General features: G+C 40.1%; 17 protein-coding genes. 14 read left to right on the top strand and 3 right to left on the bottom strand.

What is annotated here, in order from left to right; genetic code table 11:
- Positions 1-45: 45 nt before the first annotated feature.
- The 4 genes from xylA to ppsA all read left to right on the top strand — a co-directional run bounded on the left by xylA (position 46) and on the right by ppsA (position 5,842).
- Complete coding sequence (gene xylA, locus AC2CGA_RS02255; protein ID WP_024085337.1) at positions 46-1,383, top strand: xylose isomerase; 1,338 nt, start codon at positions 46-48, stop codon at positions 1,381-1,383.
- Between the two features lie 4 nt (positions 1,384-1,387).
- Positions 1,388-1,522 (top strand): hypothetical protein, encoded by a 135-nt coding sequence (locus AC2CGA_RS02250; protein WP_257645406.1) that lies wholly within the window; start codon positions 1,388-1,390, stop codon positions 1,520-1,522.
- A complete protein-coding gene (gene xylB, locus AC2CGA_RS02245) occupies positions 1,519-3,018 on the top strand; it encodes a xylulokinase (protein ID WP_058906040.1) in 1,500 nt (499 codons plus the stop codon). Before AC2CGA_RS02250 ends, xylB begins: the two co-directional genes overlap by 4 nt.
- A gap of 226 nt (positions 3,019-3,244) precedes the next feature.
- Positions 3,245-5,842 carry a phosphoenolpyruvate synthase gene (gene ppsA, locus AC2CGA_RS02240; protein ID WP_015388194.1) on the top strand — a complete coding sequence of 866 codons (2,598 nt, stop codon included), beginning with the start codon at positions 3,245-3,247 and terminating at the stop codon, positions 5,840-5,842.
- A 518-nt stretch (positions 5,843-6,360) separates the two neighbouring features.
- Here the strand turns inward: ppsA and AC2CGA_RS02235 are convergent.
- On the bottom strand, positions 6,361-6,459 hold the full coding sequence (locus tag AC2CGA_RS02235) for a YjcZ family sporulation protein (protein ID WP_003154037.1): 99 nt from the start codon (positions 6,457-6,459) through the stop codon (positions 6,361-6,363).
- A 502-nt stretch (positions 6,460-6,961) separates the two neighbouring features.
- Positions 6,962-7,384, bottom strand: coding sequence for a hypothetical protein (locus AC2CGA_RS02230; protein WP_003154036.1), 423 nt, complete (start codon positions 7,382-7,384; stop codon positions 6,962-6,964).
- A 359-nt stretch (positions 7,385-7,743) separates the two neighbouring features.
- Here AC2CGA_RS02230 and AC2CGA_RS02225 point away from each other — a divergent pair, with 359 nt between their 5' ends.
- The 3 genes from AC2CGA_RS02225 to AC2CGA_RS02215 all read left to right on the top strand — a co-directional run bounded on the left by AC2CGA_RS02225 (position 7,744) and on the right by AC2CGA_RS02215 (position 9,889).
- Entirely contained in the window at positions 7,744-7,929 is a 186-nt protein-coding gene (locus AC2CGA_RS02225; RefSeq protein WP_003154035.1) for a hypothetical protein, read from the top strand.
- Between the two features lie 481 nt (positions 7,930-8,410).
- Entirely contained in the window at positions 8,411-9,325 is a 915-nt protein-coding gene (locus AC2CGA_RS02220; protein WP_015388193.1) for a helix-turn-helix transcriptional regulator, read from the top strand.
- Between the two features lie 63 nt (positions 9,326-9,388).
- The gene (locus AC2CGA_RS02215) at positions 9,389-9,889 is read left to right on the top strand and encodes a DinB family protein (RefSeq protein ID WP_014305055.1); all 501 of its coding nucleotides are present in this window, start codon (positions 9,389-9,391) and stop codon (positions 9,887-9,889) included.
- A gap of 150 nt (positions 9,890-10,039) precedes the next feature.
- Here AC2CGA_RS02215 and adhP read toward each other — a convergent pair whose 3' ends face one another.
- The gene (gene adhP, locus AC2CGA_RS02210; RefSeq protein ID WP_003154034.1) at positions 10,040-11,056 is read right to left on the bottom strand and encodes an alcohol dehydrogenase AdhP; all 1,017 of its coding nucleotides are present in this window, start codon (positions 11,054-11,056) and stop codon (positions 10,040-10,042) included.
- A 605-nt stretch (positions 11,057-11,661) separates the two neighbouring features.
- Here adhP and AC2CGA_RS02205 point away from each other — a divergent pair.
- The 7 genes from AC2CGA_RS02205 to AC2CGA_RS02175 all read left to right on the top strand — a co-directional run bounded on the left by AC2CGA_RS02205 (position 11,662) and on the right by AC2CGA_RS02175 (position 17,386).
- A complete protein-coding gene (locus tag AC2CGA_RS02205) occupies positions 11,662-12,126 on the top strand; it encodes a hypothetical protein (protein WP_015388192.1) in 465 nt (154 codons plus the stop codon).
- A gap of 32 nt (positions 12,127-12,158) precedes the next feature.
- On the top strand, positions 12,159-12,797 hold the full coding sequence (locus AC2CGA_RS02200; protein WP_015388191.1) for an HIRAN domain-containing protein: 639 nt from the start codon (positions 12,159-12,161) through the stop codon (positions 12,795-12,797).
- Positions 12,798-12,848: 51 nt separating this feature from the next.
- Complete coding sequence (locus AC2CGA_RS02195) at positions 12,849-13,262, top strand: UPF0715 family protein (RefSeq protein ID WP_021734126.1); 414 nt, start codon at positions 12,849-12,851, stop codon at positions 13,260-13,262.
- A gap of 35 nt (positions 13,263-13,297) precedes the next feature.
- On the top strand, positions 13,298-14,059 hold the full coding sequence (locus tag AC2CGA_RS02190) for an N-acetyltransferase (RefSeq protein WP_015388189.1): 762 nt from the start codon (positions 13,298-13,300) through the stop codon (positions 14,057-14,059).
- Positions 14,060-14,276: 217 nt separating this feature from the next.
- Complete coding sequence (locus tag AC2CGA_RS02185) at positions 14,277-14,819, top strand: GNAT family N-acetyltransferase (protein ID WP_003154031.1); 543 nt, start codon at positions 14,277-14,279, stop codon at positions 14,817-14,819.
- Between the two features lie 633 nt (positions 14,820-15,452).
- Positions 15,453-16,085: a DUF3885 domain-containing protein gene (locus tag AC2CGA_RS02180; RefSeq protein WP_063174846.1), complete on the top strand. Its 633-nt coding sequence runs from the start codon at positions 15,453-15,455 to the stop codon at positions 16,083-16,085.
- Positions 16,086-16,312: 227 nt separating this feature from the next.
- On the top strand, positions 16,313-17,386 hold the full coding sequence (locus AC2CGA_RS02175; RefSeq protein WP_349686173.1) for an LLM class flavin-dependent oxidoreductase: 1,074 nt from the start codon (positions 16,313-16,315) through the stop codon (positions 17,384-17,386).
- Positions 17,387-17,559: the final 173 nt, after the last annotated feature.

Here is a 17,559-nt window from a genome sequence, read left to right as displayed (position 1 = left end):
TCGAATCATCAAGTTTAGAATTTATTTTTAAGGGGGAAATCACACATGGCTCACTCTCATTCCGGTTCAGTTAACTATTTTGAAAGCGTAAACAAAGTGATTTACGAAGGGAAAGAATCCACGAATCCTTTAGCATTTAAATACTATAATTCTCAAGAAGTAATTGGCGGAAAAACGATGAAAGAGCATTTGCGATTTTCTATTGCCTATTGGCATACATTTACCGCTGACGGCACAGACATGTTTGGCGCAGCTACGATGCAGAGACCGTGGGATCACTATAAAGGCATGGATCTGGCGAGAGCGAGAGTAGAAGCAGCGTTTGAGCTGTTTGAAAAACTGGATGCGCCATTTTTTGCTTTCCATGACCGGGATATCGCACCGGAAGGAAGTACGTTAAAAGAGACAAATCAAAATCTGGATATAATCGTGGACATGATAAAAGACTACATGAGAACCAGCGGCGTTAAGCTATTATGGAATACTGCAAATATGTTCACGAATCCCCGTTTTGTGCATGGTGCGGCGACTTCTTGTAATGCAGATGTATTTGCGTATGCCGCAGCCCAAGTAAAAAAAGGATTAGAAACCGCAAAAGAGCTTGGCGCCGAGAACTATGTATTTTGGGGCGGACGTGAAGGGTACGAAACTTTGTTAAATACCGATTTAAAATTTGAGCTTGATAATATGGCCAGATTTATGCATATGGCAGTGGATTATGCGAAGGAAATCGGGTATACAGGGCAGTTTTTGATTGAACCAAAACCAAAAGAGCCGACCACCCATCAATATGATACGGACGCAGCAACAACCATTGCCTTTTTAAAGCAATACGGCTTAGACAATCATTTTAAATTAAATCTCGAAGCCAATCATGCCACATTAGCCGGGCATACATTCGAACATGAATTACGCATGGCGAGAGTGCATGGCCTTCTCGGCTCTGTTGACGCGAATCAGGGTGATCCGCTTTTAGGATGGGACACAGATGAATTTCCGACAGATTTATATTCTGCGACATTAGCAATGTACGAAATCCTGCAAAATGGCGGTCTTGGAAGCGGGGGATTAAACTTTGACGCAAAGGTCAGGAGATCTTCTTTTGAGCCTGATGATTTACTATATGCCCATGTTGCAGGGATGGATACATTTGCAAGAGGGTTGAAAGCCGCCCACAAATTAATCGAAGATCGTGTGTTTGAAGATGTGATTCAACACCGTTACCGCAGCTTTACTGAAGGGATTGGTCTTGAAATTGCAGAAGGAAGAGCTGATTTTAAGACACTTGAGCAATATGCGCTGAACAATCAGCCAATTAAAAACGAATCAGGGAGACAGGAACGGCTAAAAGCGATATTAAACCAATACATTTTACAGGTATAACCAAATGAAAAAAGAAGCTCCAGATCCCGCCATAAAAGATGCAGGCAGCCAAGTTCCCGGAATGGCCCGTCATGAAGTTACTGTTATGGCGGGTCATTTCAACGGAAATCTATTTAGAGAGGAAGGAGTGAAAAAATGAAGTATGTCATTGGAATAGACCTTGGAACGAGTGCTGTTAAAACCATTTTAGTCAATCAAAACGGCAAGGTTTGTGCAGAAACGTCCAAAAGTTACCCGCTCATCCAAGAGAAGGCGGGATATAGTGAGCAAAATCCTGAAGACTGGGTGCAGCAAACAATTGAAGCGTTGGCTGAATTGATTTCGATATCCAACGTTCAAGCCGGGGATATTGACGGGATTAGCTATTCAGGACAAATGCATGGATTAGTACTGCTTGACCAAGATCGGCGGGTGCTGCGTCATGCGATTCTTTGGAATGATACCAGAACGACGCCTCAATGCAGCAGGATAACCGAGACATTTGGCGATCATCTGCTTGATATCACAAAAAATCGTGTCCTTGAAGGGTTTACATTACCTAAAATGTTATGGGTGAAGGAACATGAGCCTGAACTTTTTAACAAAACCGCTGTTTTTCTGCTTCCGAAAGACTATGTGAGATTCCGCATGACTGGCGCCATTCACACCGAATACTCCGATGCGGCGGGAACGTTACTTTTACATATGACCCGCAAAGAGTGGAGCGATGAGATTTGCAATCAATTTGGTATTTCAGCGGAAATTTGTCCTCCGCTGGTTGAATCCCATGCCTGTGTAGGATCGCTGCTTCCGAGCGTTGCGGCGAAGACAGGGCTGCTCGAAAAAACAAAAGTGTACGCTGGGGGAGCAGATAATGCTTGCGGTGCTGTCGGAGCCGGTATTCTTTCTTCCGGAAAAACATTATGCAGTATCGGGACGTCAGGAGTCATACTTTCCTGTGAAGAAGACAAAGAAAGAGATTTTAAAGGGAAAGTGCACTTTTTTAATCATGGAAAAAAGGATTCTTTTTATACGATGGGGGTCACGCTCGCTGCAGGGTACAGCTTGGACTGGTTTAAAAGAACGTTTGCGCCGAACGAATCGTTTGAACAATTATTGCGGGGGGTGGAATCTGTTCCGATAGGAGCAAATGGACTGCTGTACACTCCTTACTTAGTCGGTGAAAGAACGCCGCATGCTGATTCATCTATTCGGGGAAGCTTGATCGGAATGGACGGAGCCCATAAAAGAGAGCACTTTTTGAGGGCGATAATGGAAGGCATCACATTCTCTTTATATGAATCAATTGAGCTATTCCGCGAAGCGGGAAAATCAGTTGATACGGTTGTCTCTATTGGCGGGGGAGCTAAAAATGAAACGTGGCTTCAAATGCAGGCTGATATTTTCAATACGAGGGTGGTTAAGTTAGAAAATGAACAAGGTCCGGCCATGGGAGCTGCGATGTTAGCTGCCTTCGGAAGCGGGTGGTTTGACTCTCTTGAAGAATGTGCAGAGCAGTTCATTCATGAAGCAGCTGCATTTTATCCAAAAGAACAAAATGTTCAAAAATATAAAACACTATTCGAGTTGTATAAAAACATTTACGTTCACACAAAAGATCTCAATACAGCTTTAAAGAGCTTTAGACAAACCTAATTTTCAGGAGGTCACAGGTATCACTCAACTTCAGGAGTTCCTTAGAAAATGAAGAAAGAACCTCGCCAAATTGGCCAGGTTCTTTTTATATTGCACAAAAACAGACACGGTGATATAATCAGAACACGCGCGCTTTCTGTGTGAAAAGTCATAGTTATCCATCTTATATTATGATTATATCATGCTGAAAAGCTCTTGTCAAATTTTTTTGAAGGGGAGATATAGAATGAGTTCTTTGGTTCTCGGCATTCACGAAATTGAAAAAACACAGCCTTTGCTCGTTGGAGGAAAAGGGTTACATTTAGGGGAATTATCAAAAATTCAAGGAATACAAGTACCGGAAGGATTTTGTGTCACAACCGCCGGATATCGAAAAGCCATTGAACAAAACGAAACGTTACAAGCGCTGTTGGGTCAACTGACCATGCTGAAAGCGGAGAATCGGGATCAAATTGGTGAAGTCAGCAAAAAAATCCGGCAAACCATTATGGAAGCAGAAATTCCTTCAGATGTAGTCAAAGCAGTCGCTTGCCATCTCTCCCGGTTCGGCGAAGAACATGCCTATGCCGTACGTTCTAGTGCGACAGCTGAGGATTTACCGCATGCCTCTTTTGCCGGTCAACAAGACACCTATTTAAATATTACCGGCGTCGATGCGATCTTGCAGCATATCAGTAAATGTTGGGCGTCCCTATTTACGGATCGCGCGGTCATTTACCGTATGCAAAATGGGTTTGGTCACAGCCAAGTTTATTTATCTGTTATCATCCAAAGGATGGTGTTCCCTCAGGCTTCGGGGATTTTATTTACCGCTGATCCGATGAACGGAAACCGAAAGCTGCTGTCCATCGATGCCGGTTTTGGACTTGGTGAAGCACTGGTCTCCGGCTTAGTATCTGCCGATTGTTATAAAGTACAGGACGGGAAAATCGTCGATAAGAGAATAGAAACCAAAAAAAAGGCTGTCTATGAACGAAGAGAAGGCGGAACGGAAACACGGGAGATCGATCTTGATCAGCAAAAGATTCAAACACTGACTGATGAACAAATTTTACAGCTGGCACGTATCGGGAGACAGATCGAAGCTCATTTCGGCCAGCCGCAAGATATCGAATGGTGTTTGGACCGCGATACTTTTTATATTGTCCAAAGTCGTCCGATCACAACGTTATACCCCGTTCCTGAAGCGAACGATCAAGAAAATCACGTCTATATCTCTGTCGGTCATCAGCAAATGATGACGGATCCCATAAAACCCCTTGGATTGTCTTTTTTTCTGTTGACGACTGCTGCACCCATGCGTAAAGCCGGCGGAAGGCTATTTGTCGATGTCACACATCAACTGGCATCCCCTAATGTCAGAGAAGTTTTCTTAAAAGGTATGGGGCAGCACGATCCGCTCTTAAAAGACGCACTTATGACCATAATAGAGCGAGATGATTTCATTAAACCGATACATGATAAAACGGCGCCGATTCCCGGCAAAGGCAATGCAGATATGCCGGATCAAGCTGAAAACGATCCTGCAATTGTTTCTGATTTGATTAAGAGCAGTCAGGCATCGATAGAAGAGTTAAAACAAAACATCCAGACGAAATCAGGATCTGATTTATTTCGTTTTATTTTGGAAGATATCCAGGAATTAAAGAATATTTTATTTAATCCAAAAAGTTCGGTGCTGATTCGAACTGCAATGGATGCTTCATCATGGATTAACGAAAAAATGAACGAGTGGTTAGGTGAAAAAAACGCAGCAGATACGCTTTCTCAATCTGTACCCCATAATATTACTTCAGAAATGGGGCTTGCGCTATTGGACGTCGCCGATGTGATCCGTCCTTATCCAGAAGTAATTGCCTATTTAGAGAATGTAAAAGATGATCACTTTTTGGATGGGCTGGTGAAGTTTGAAGGCGGGCGGGAAACCCATGACGCTATCTATGCTTATCTCAACAAGTACGGAATGCGATGTGCCGGAGAAATTGATATCACAAGAACTCGATGGAGCGAAAAACCAATTGCACTTGTCCCTATGATTCTTAATAATCTCAAAAACTTTGAGCCAAATGCCAGCCAGCGGAAATTTGAGCAAGGGCGGCAGGAGGCGTTGAAGAAAGAACAAGAGTTATTAGACCGATTGAAGCAATTACCGGATGGTGAACAAAAAGCCAGAGAAACTAAACGAATGATCCAAATCATCCGGAACTTCAGCGGATTCAGAGAATATCCAAAATACGGCATGATCAGCCGCTACTTCGTTTATAAGCAGGCTTTACTGAAAGAAGCCGAACAACTCGCAAAAGCGGGGGTTATTCATGAAAAAGAAGACATATACTATCTCACTTTTGAAGAACTTCAGGAAGTCGTACGCACAAATGAATTGGATTACCAAATCATCAGCACACGAAAAGGCGAGTACAAAGTATATGAAAAACTATCTCCGCCGCGTGTTATCACGTCTGACGGTGAAATCGTTACAGGCGAGTACAAACGAGAAAATCTCCCGGCCGGAGCGATTGCCGGGCTGCCCGTTTCCTCGGGAGTCATAGAGGGCAGGGCACGGGTTATTTTAAACATGGAAGATGCCGATTTGGAAGATGGGGATATATTAGTTACCCCCTATACTGATCCCAGCTGGACACCATTGTTTGTGTCCATAAAAGGCCTGGTCACTGAAGTTGGCGGACTGATGACCCATGGAGCGGTTATCGCGCGTGAATACGGCTTACCTGCAGTTGTTGGAGTTGAAAATGCAACCCAATTGATAAAAGATGGGCAGCGAATCCGCGTTCATGGAACAGAAGGCTCTATTGAAATATTATAATAGCGGGTGTGTGCAGCACGTCACCAGATATTTCCCGCATTTTAACTGACAAATACCGAACAAAAAGAAAAGCCGGAACCTTTTAGAAGAGGAATCCGGTTTTTTTATGTGAAAATGATTTAATGTGAGAACACCGCATTTTGTGGGCGAACCCTTACAAAAAAGATTCAGTGGCTAAATCTAACGATGACAATTTTATAAAGGTGAGTAATATCCTTTTTAAGTTCACAACCTCTGTAATCCTGATGAATTAAAAACGCCTTAGTTTTTTAACAACTATTTAGGGGTTTTGTTCATGAACAAGTCTTTATTCTGAATTGAATTGTTCGCCTTATTCTTCATAGCGGCAATATTGGCGCAGGCAGGGGAGAAAACTCTCCCGCTTACCAGAGTGAAAATAAAAAATGTTTATCTTAGATAGATTTTTTTAAAAAGTAAAGACGCCATAAAACTTCTTATGGCGTCTGTCCGAACTAAGGGATGCAATGTTTGGGAGACGAATATAAATCGTCAATGTGCTAGAAAAGGAATGCAGCACCTACAATGATTAACAAAATGAACAGCACAACGATCAATACGAAAGAACTTCCACCGTAATTTCCACCGTAGTTCCCCATATTATTGCCACCTCCTGTTGTTAGGATAGTACATAATATGCCGGACGATAAATTTCGACATAGATTTAAGTCTAAATAAGAAAAAATGGATATTAAGTCTAAAATGAAGAGCTTCTAAGAATATGAAATAATGGAAAGAGAGAAATGGATGGGACGGGTTGCTGTTTAAAGAGGAGGGATATGGCTCAACATGCAATAAAACTGTGTATGAAAGTGGTGAGCCATGAAGTTACTTCATCATGCAGAGCCACATACGAAGAGGTACAGGGAAATTATAGTTAACGAAAATATTCATCATTTCCCGGGCAAGCGCAGTATACGACAAATCAAAACAAATCACAAAGGGACAGAAGGTACGATACAAGGAGGCTGCTTGCGGGTTTGTGGTGCAGATAAAGTTTCCGTTTCAAAAAGGTCATATGTTTATTCGACACTTTACTTTTATTTCTGCAGAATGCTTGGAAAAGAAAGTCGGCAAAACTGCCGACTTTCCTAACGGAATTTAGATCTCAACAGATCTAAAGAAACCATCGACACTATCACCGGTGCCGCTATCATATTTCAGGATGTATTCTCCTTTTTGGTTAACGCTGAATTCTTGAATGAACGTTTTCCCCGCATTTAATGTCGTAGAGGATAAGAGTGTATTTCCATTAGGATAATTAATGGTGAATTTGAAAGATTTGCTGCCGTCATTCGCTACAAAAACTCTGATTTTTCCTGGAGAGCTGCCTTGATAGTTGAATGAAATCTTACCGGTACCGCCAGAAAAAGGCTGACACGCAATATACGGAGCGTCACATGACCAACCGGCAGGTTTCATGACTTTATCTTGATTCGGCAAAGATTTTGCAGAAACATCTGCAGCCCCCATTAGCGGAATTAACCCAAAAGCAAGAGCGCCGGCAATAATTTTCTTTTTCATTCGTATTCCTCCTCTTAATAGTGAATGTGATACAGTTATAAATTTACAATATTTATAAAATAATTCCTTCTTTTTCAAGTTGAGAGAAGAAGAAAAAATTTAAAGAGGACAAATAAATGTCACAAATTAACAATCTATACACTGCAGTAAACTGGTCAATGCATGAAGATGATTTTACGCTAATGTTTTACAAGGCGATCTTCTCACTGTGAGTTAAAGAACAAGACGATTGTTAACCCTGTGCGGGTACGTAACAACTGGAAGAAAGTAAATTCCCGGGCAAGGAGCATTTCTTTAACCTGAAACTTTTATAAAGCATTAACGTATTACTTTATAAAGGTAAATAAGGAGGCTTTTGAATGGGATTGAAAAATTTCTTTAATACTGAGTTAAAATGCTCTATCTGCGGAAAAACATTAAAATCAGGGGATGAGATAACAGCTTATCTTACACTTCCGAGTGAGAAGAAAATGCCTGTGGGGAGAATGGACAAAGTGTTAAGCAAACACTCTGATAAGGTCTGCTGTAAAAAGTGCAGTGAGTAGGTTTTTAGTGTTATGAGGAACCTCTGGGGGGGTTCCTCATAACAAATATCAACCAATTAAATTAGAAAAAAGCGAAATTGTGATGATTAAAGTAGATAAAGAACTGAGGGATACCAAAGGGATCATTTTTCGTTTACTTTGCTTTTTTGAAGGTTTGTTTAGCTCGTGGATCACTGCACCCCATAAAAGCGTGGATGCTAAAATGATAAGACTCATATGTAACAACACTCCCTTGTTTTTAAGAATTTTACCATATTTATTCAAATTACTCAGTGTAGAGAACAGGCGTTTTATTGAATATCAGATGAAGCGATAGAAGGGTTTATCAGGGTCACAAAGTATATGGTAATTCGCGTATTATGCGGTTGGGTGGAAAAATTAAGCTTTCTGCGTGGTATCTTGAAGTGACAGGAGGTGAACGGCATAAATGTGTCAGAGTAAAAAGAGCACTTTCAACCCTAATAAGGAAAGGAATTGAGAATTGAAATTAGAACGTTTGTTATCAATCATTTTCAAGCTCTTACATAATGAAATTTTATCTGCTTCCAGTTTAGCTGATGAATTTCAAGTATCAACGCGGACAATTTATAGAGACATCGAAGCGATTTGTACAGCTGGAATACCAGTCGTTTCATACCAAGGGGCTAACGGCGGTTTTGGGATAATGAGAGGATACAAATTTGATAAAAGTTTAATCGGTTCTCATGATGTATTGAATTTAATTACAGTATTAAGCAGTTTGTCGAGTGTTTTTGAAGATAAAGAAGTTGAACACACGATAGATAGATTAAAATCTCTGGATACAAGCGAAAACAGCGGGACTTTGTATGTTAACTTGGAAAGCCTTAGAACAGAACCGAATTCATTAATCCGGCTGCGAAAAGCTATACAGGAAAAAAAGGCAGTACGCTTTGATTATGTCAGTAATAAAAATGAATTTACATCACGTGAAGTAGAACCTATCCACCTTCATTATAAGTTTCGTAATTGGTATGTATATGGCTTCTGCAGAGAACGTCAAGATGATAGAGAATTTAGAGTATCACGTATGATGAATATAACGCTTACTCAAGAAGAGTTTTTGCGCAGTCACAAAGTGAAAGATGAACCATCTTATTCAGAATCCGACCTAGGAGGGTTTGCGGATGTAGTCATTTGGGTTAATCCTAATTCCATAGCTAAAGTATTAGATCAATTTCAGAACGCTTCAAAAGTCATGAACAGAGATGGAAGTATGACGTTTACAATCTCTGTGTATCGGCCTCAGCATGCCGGATGGCTTAAATCAATTCTTTTGAGCTTTGGCAGTGGCGCTAAAATTATAAAACCGCTGGAACTGCAATCAATTTTAATGGATGAAGCCGAAAAAATAATGAAAATTTATAAAGATGTATGACAATCTGCTGTCATATATCTTTTTTTATAATCACAAGTATCAACTTTAAAGGAGAGATGTTAAATGAACCATGCGAAAAATATGTATCAGTATCATGTGTGGGCGAATAAAGCGTTATTAGAAAGAATAAAGGAATTACCAAGTAATGTCCTTTATGAAGAGGTTCACAGTTCATATCCTACAATTGCTCAAACGTTCAGTCACATCTGCGCGGTGGATGTTATGTGGCTGCAAGTGCTTAAAGGAATAGACATGCAGGAAGCATTGGAAGGTTCTGTGGCTTATGCGGAAAGAGCTCATTTATATTCTGCAGATGAATTTGCGGCGTCTTATGAAGAACTGGCTTCACAGTTTGAAGAATGGATGAATAGCCAAACAGATTTAGAACAAAAAATGAACTTAAATAATCCTTGGTTAGGTTACAGAGAAACTGCTTACTCAGAAATTTTATTCCATGTTGCCAATCACGGAACTTATCATCGGGGCAGCATAACAACTATGTTAAGACAGCAGGGCTACGCTTCGGCAATGAATGACCTTGCATTATATTGGTATCAGGGTTAGTTCAGAGAGTACTTGCAAAATGAATAACCGCTGAATGGTCTGTAGAGCTTCTTTTCTGAACTAAATGACAAAGTCTCATTCAGTCTGGGTGGGGCGCAGAGCAAGAATAGAGATCAAAGGCTGCCGTATCATTCCCGGCAGCCTTAATGATTAGGAAGTAAAATCGATAACCATGCGGCCGGTCACTTTGCCTTGCTCCATTTCTTCAAAAATATCATTCACATCTTCAATCGGGCGTTTTGTCACTTTAGGTACAACTTTACCGTCTGCAGCAAATTGAAAAGCTTCCTTCAGGTCTTCTCTGGTACCCACTAATGAACCTACTACCTGAATTCCATCTAACACGAGACGGGGAATATCTAAATCCATTTTGTCCACCGGTAAACCGACGGCGACTACGCGAGCTCCTGCTTTTACAACATCAATCGCTTGATTGAAAGGGGTTTTAGAGACAGCCGTGATGACCACTGCATCAAGCCCTAAATCGTTAGTCACTTCTTTTGCTTTAGCGACGGGGTCTTCGTTTAAACTGTTTACAACCGCATCAGCGCCTAAGCTCTTAGCAAAATTCAATTTTTCATCGCTAATGTCGAAAGCAATTACTTTAGCGTTAAAGACATTTTTTGCATATTGAACAGCCAAGTTGCCTAAACCGCCGACTCCAAATACACCGATCCATTGACCTGGCTTAATTTCACTGACTTTAACGGCTTTATAAGTTGTTACACCTGCACAAGTAATGCTGCTTGCTGCTGCAGGGTCTAAGTTTTCCGGCACCTTTATTGCATAATCAACTGCTACGATTGCTTCTTCAGCCATTGCGCCGTCAACTGTATAGCCGGCATTTTTTACATCCCGGCACAAGGTTTCACGGCCTGTTAAGCAATATTCGCAGCGGCCGCAGCTTTCAAACATCCAGGCAATAGAGACGCGGTCTCCCTTTTTCAAACTTGTTACGCCTTCACCAATCTCAGTTACAATGCCTATTCCCTCATGACCTAAAGTGATGCCTGTAACATCCCCGAAATCAGCATTTTTAACATGCAAGTCAGTATGACATACACCGCAGTATTCCATCTTAACTTTGGCTTCACCATGCCGCAAAGGACGTAATTCTTTTTGTACGATCTCTATACTTTTGTCTTTCGTTGCTACTACTGCTTTCAAATCATACACCCCTTTCAAATATTCGCAGAAAATTTTTACTTATCTTACAATTTAGCACACGACTCTTCTTTTGAAAACCCTTACATTTTTGCGGACAAGTGTCTCTACAAAAATTGAGGGAGCTATGCAGGGAGGATTCTATGGATGATTTGTCATCCGAAGGGTGTTTTAAATGGGGGGTTGTCATCTCCAAATGCACTGAATGCTTTGAATTTGTGGTCATAATCTTTCTATAGATATTTGACTTGCACTGCAGAGAATTACACCGGCAGGATATGATTTTACCCTTAGTGAAAAGAATTTCACGGGTAATCATTTGAACTTGAGCTCGGCTGATAAGGTGAATGGTGATGCAAACATAAATCATTACTTATTGATCACAAAAGGAGCAGGCTGCGGAGATGTGTGGATTTCACGGATTCGAACACGATGAGCCGGATGCAGATTGGTGAGCGATACACAGTCAAGGTATTTCCTTGACCTTTTTTATGGGTATACTGATAATATAAAAGTAATCATAGTATACTAAAGTTACAATAAAAGTAACGAAATACAAATTTTAAGGAGTTGCATAAAATCATTCTTTTAAAGAGAAGGGGATCAGGTTGGATCAGTTAATAAATCCTACGAAACATTCTTTTTATTTTAGGCTAAGTAAACATGACTGTTATAAAGTTAGAACAGGAAAGTGCTCCTTAGATTTAACTGATAAGGAATTTAATGCTTTAGAAGGCGAAGAGCATGAATATGCATTAAAATGCAGAAGATTGGCTGCGCACTACATAAAACCGGACATGCATAAAAAACATTCAGGAATATATGCAAGCGTAAATGCTTGCGGTCATATTTCGTTTAGTGATGGTCAGCACAGGATGTGTATCTGCAAAAGGTCAGGTGTCGATAAATTACTTATTCATTTATCAAACAACGGAGATTATATATGTCATATATGCCAGGACAAAAACAAAAAATTAACAGTTAAAGAAAAATTGAAGCAAAGGTTTTTTAAAAAGGATTCGAATAAACTTGCAAGAGAAAATGATTTTATTGATGATGAGTTTTTTGATTAAACCAATCTTTTATTTCAAATGGAGGGGTACATTTGGGTATACTCAACTTTTTCAAGAACAAAGTTAAAAATGAACAAAATGAGAATAAAAATAATAATATGAACACTGTTGGCGTTAATAACGAAACAGAGATGGTATCGAAAAAAGAAAATTTCCCAATCTTGATTCAAGAGACAGGCTTCTCAAGGAAATATGAAGAAAAGTCTGCATTTTTCGAGTATATAGACTTTAAGGTTGCAGGAACATCACACTATCAAAAAGATATTAAGAAAGCCATCAAGACTGAGGATGAAGACAGCTTTTTCTTCGATGAAAAATATGATGGTATGACAAATAAAGAGATTCTAGAATCAACTTTTGATGAGCCGATATTTATTTATCATAATTCCCTTTTCTCAAATTGTGAATTGCGGTTAGAAGAGAACAACAAGTACGATCCGGAAGCTATAGCTGTCTATGTAAATGATTGCAAAGTAGGACATGTTCCTCGAAAGAATTTTCAAGAAGGCAAGAAATACATTTACGATCAGTTAAAGAGTGGTATAAGGCACCCGATATCAGCAAGTTTGTATGGAGGGAAATATAAAGTTAACCGCGATGATACAAAGATTGAAACAGGAGAAACAGATTATAAAATTGAATGTCAAATAGTGATTAAAACAGACAAATAGACAATAAAACTACGATATTGTAAGTGCGAAGTAAATGAACGGGGCGGTGACTTGAAGCTGAATTCAACAAGATTAAAGAGCTATACCTACACATTGGCTTTTTCAAGTTTGTCGTATGGTTTGATTTTCGGACTATATATGTTTGTATACTCGGGTTTTGTGCCAATTGCATTGGTTACTGTAGTAATCATTGCTTTTTACGCATTGATTACTTACTTTTTGTTTGCTGTTCCTGTGCAACTATGGCTAAGAAAGAAGCCTAAAAACTTTAGTTTGGTTCATCTTTTCATTTATACAACAGTCGCTTTTTTTGCTGTGTTCTTGTTCTGGCACATAGATAATCCGCCAATTGATTTCGCAGTTTTCAGAAGTTTTATTTATTACATAATGAGCATTGCTGCTGCGTTCATATATTGGTTCTGGGACTCTATATTTCTGAGAAATTACAATGTTCACCGGAAGTAAAGCTGATGTTTCCAAAAGAAAGCGGGTGAGGAAAAATGGAATACATTGAGTTGACCAGGGACAATATTGATGACAATCATATTTGCTGTGCATTAGGTACGAAGCAATATGAGGATGCGGTAAATGAAAAGAAGAGCTGGCTCAAAGATCGGATGAGTGATGGCTTGGTGTTCTACCGCCTAAACGAACGGGCCAAAGTTTTTATTGAATATTTACCTGCAGAAGAAGCGTGGGTCCCGGTAAGCGCACCTCATTTTATGTTTATTAATTGTCTTTGGGTCTCAGGTAAATATAAGAATAACGGACATGCGAAACACTTGTTAGAAAAATGTGTGTCAGATGCAAAATCCCGCGGTATGGATGGGATAGTTCATATAGTGGGGAAGAAAAAACTCCCTTATTTAAGTGATAAGCATTTCTTCGAGCATATGGGATTTGCTGTACAAGATGAGGCAGAACCCTATTTTCAGTTGATGTCACTGACGTGGAATGAACATGCACATCCTCCTGTATTTAAAAAACAGGTGAAAAGTAATTCCGTTAATGATGAGGGAATCACAATATTTTATACAGCTCAATGCCCATTTGCAGTCGGAGTGTTAAAGGATTTAAAGAAACTGACTGAAAAGAAAGGACTTCATTTTCAGGCCCGGCGAATATCGTCAAAAGATATGGCGCAAAAATCCCCGGCAGTTTGGACGACTTTCAGCGTGTTTTATAATGGGACATTTCTCACTCATGAGATGATGAGCGTAAATAAGTTTGAAAAAAAACTCAATAAGCTTTTAATGGCTTAACTTTGTTTTATTACTATTGCTCGTTTTTATATTCGATACTGAGGGTTTTTCACGAAAATTGTTCAGTACTTTACATTGCGGGCGGCAAATGAATGATTATTGTTTTTGACAAAGATGATAACACCCATCATTATAGTAAAAATAGATTGTGATAAGTTCTTCAACAAACGAAGAAGTTCTTTTCAAAGGTCGATAACAATGAAACAGGAGACTGCAAATGCAAAAAATTGAAACCCATCGCTTAATTTTAAGAAATTTTACCGAAAGAGATGCACAAGGTCTGTTGGAATATTCGGCACATCCGAGAGTGAATTGTTTTCTTGATGACAGAATATCTACGTTAGAAGAAGCTGCCGTAAACGTTCAAAAAAGAAGCCGAGATGACTCTTATATTGCAGTTTGTTTAAAAGACAGTAATGATCTAGTCGGAGAACTATTTTATTTAAAAGAAGAGCCAGATACCTATTCCGTTTGTTGGAATTTCAATGCCCGTTTTGAAGGGGCGGGATACGCAAGTGAAAGTGCGAAGGCTTTCTTTGAGTATCTCTTTATGCAAAAAGAAGCAAGAAGGCTTTATGCATATGTTGAAGATGATAACTGCAGGTCACAAAAACTATGTGAGAGATTAGGAATGCGTAAAGAAGGTTATTTTCTTGAATTTATTTCATTTACTGCCCACGAGGATGGAACACCTAAATATGAAAACACTTACCAATACGCATTGCTAAAGAAAGAATGGTTAAAACAAAAACATAGTTAATAGAATTTGTGGGGAAATAATCTCCCCTTTACCGAAAAAACCCTGCTGAAAGCAGGTTTTTTTAAGTTAAATACTTCATTAGGTTACCTAGTAACGATCAAAAAGATTCAGCTTGAAGGTTGGGAAAAACATGAAAATCATTATAGCAATGTTGTAAAATTAGAGAGAGGATGATTGTGACGGACATTTTGCAGTTTAGCGACAGAAGGTGCAGGAAGTAATTTGAATCAGCAATGTTCAATTCATTTTGATGAATTTAAAGAAGCGCTTGATAATCAAAATGTGAAAAGCAGTTCAGAGTCAAGACCCATTTTGCGGTGAGACCGGAAATATGCTCTTCATCTTCTGATGTTGTTCAAAGCTGACACCTCTTGATGCTTATGTATAAGAAAATAATACCATTGAAATATATGTATAAGGTTGGAAACGGAGGGGATCAAAGTTGGTGCGATCTTGTGTAAAAGAAAGGATCAGGATGAATGTGACCAGCATCCACCCTGATCAATGGGGTTCACAGTGTTCTATTTCATTGTATTCCAATCGGAATAATATTACAAGGGTGAAAAAGAAATAAGCGGAATGTTTTCGGCTTCTTCTGTCTCTGGAGCGGGAAACGGAAAGTGAGATGTTTGAATGAAAATAAATGATTATCTGAAGGAAAGGTTTCCGACTTTAAAATTAGTGCCCGGCATTTATCATCAATGGGACGTGGGACTTCATTTTTCTCTCGGCGGCAATATGTATCAATTTAATGAAAGCGGTGCTTTGAATCTTGAGTATTTTCAGCTTGTTCATCATCAAACCGCCGCACTTTTCAATGAACTGTTTGAACATAGCGATGACATGTTCCTTGTTGCCAACGTATATAAGCACAAAACTCAAGGTAATCACCCGAGAAAATTAAAGGTTTATCAGCCGTTTCTGAAGTGTAAGGATGATTTATATCGGATCCAGGTGAAGACCTGCCCCTGTCCGTTTGAAGAAGATGATGCAGAAGAATATGAAATGCAGCAGTTTTCTTTATTATGTAAACGGAAAGATCTGCGTATTCCCCAATTACTTAAGGCAGCCGTCCACGAAGATTTTCCGCTGAAGCCAAGGTTCGGGGGCTGTTCCGTTGGGTATCCCGATGTTTTCTTTGTGAATATGACAAAAGATATTATTTTCTTTCTATATGATGACAGAGGGTGTGAAGTCATCGCTCTTGATGCCGGAAGAATAGGAAAGCTTTATGATCAATATCACGATTGGATTGAATTGGACTGAAAAAACGAACACATGAATTCGAAGCCGCTTGTGCCGGCTTTGTTCTTGCCTAGTCCGGCTGCATGAGTATAATGGGCAGAATTGAAGGGCGCCGGAAACTTTTTTTCCTCTCATACCGGCCTTCTGCATGTTAAGCTTCTGTATTTATTTTGAATAAATTCCTATTTATAAAACGGCTGAATAGAATAACATAAAAGCTTTTTTACACAGTGCAGGAGGAGAGAAATGTGAGGGCTGAACACCGTGATTGTATGGAAATTGGAATTTATTCATTTGCAGAATTATATCCCGATCCTCTGACAGGGAAAACAGTCAGCGCAAAGCAGCGGATAGATGAATTGATGAAGCTGGCGAAACTGGCTGACGACGCAGGGCTTGATGTATTCGGGGTAGGCGAGCATCATCGTCTTGATTATGCGGTATCTTCGCCGCCGGCCATCTTATCAGCGATTTCACAGATTACTGAAAATATTAAGCTGACCAGTGCCACGACTGTATTATCCACCGCAGATCCCGTCCGTTTATTTGAGGATTTTGCAACGCTTGATCTGATTTCAGACGGCCGGGCGGAAATCATTGCGGGACGGGGCGCATTTTTAGACTCGTTTCCTCTTTTCGGTTATGACGTAGGCCATTATAAAGAACTGTTTGAAGAACACATTGACCTTTTTTTAAAATTAAATTCCGGGGAAGAATCGGTTACCTGGAAAGGACGTTACCGGCCGCCGCTGCGCGAGGCAGAAATTTCTCCTCGGCCTTTTTGCGGAAGCATTCCGCTATGGTTAGGTGTTTCGGGGACTCCGGAAAGCGCAGAACGAGCCGGGCGTGCAGGTGCGGGTTTGGCATTGGCTGTACTGAGCGGTGATCCGATGTCATCTAAGCCGCTTGTTGACAAATACCGGGAAACGGCTTCTAAAGCCGATCATCCTCCGGAAAATGTGAAGGTTGCCGTGACCGGACATATGTTCATTTCAAAAACGAATGAACAGGCAATACAAGAATTTTACCCGTATCATTCAAATTACTGGTCTCACGTTCATTCATATCACGGGATCGATGAGCCTTTAACGAAGGAAGATTTTGAGCGGGCGTCCGGAAAAGAAACAGCTTTATTTGTGGGAAGTTCACAGCAGATCATTGAAAAAATCATGCATCAATATGAGTTGTTCGGGCATCAGCGATTTCTCGCGCAAATCGATATAGGAGGTATGCCGTTTAAAAAAGCCGCGGAAAACATCGAACGATTAGCAGCGGAAGTAGCACCGGTTATCCGAAAAGAAACCCGCAAATCCAGCGAATGAAGTTCTGAGCATAAGGGGCGGGCCGGTTTTTGGCAATCGCGGATTCGAAAACAGAATCGGCCCGGCTTTTTCTTTATGATTATAAAAAACAAAGGGGAAAGCGCGAACCTCATTGCTTTTTCCTATCAAGAAAAGGAAGGTCATTTCATCCTCTATCGTGAAGTGTATATACC

This window comes from Bacillus sp. SYZHCR11, assembly GCF_057196865.1.
The sequence above is the reverse complement of the archived record's forward strand: the minus strand, read 5'-3'. Positions and strand labels throughout refer to the sequence as shown.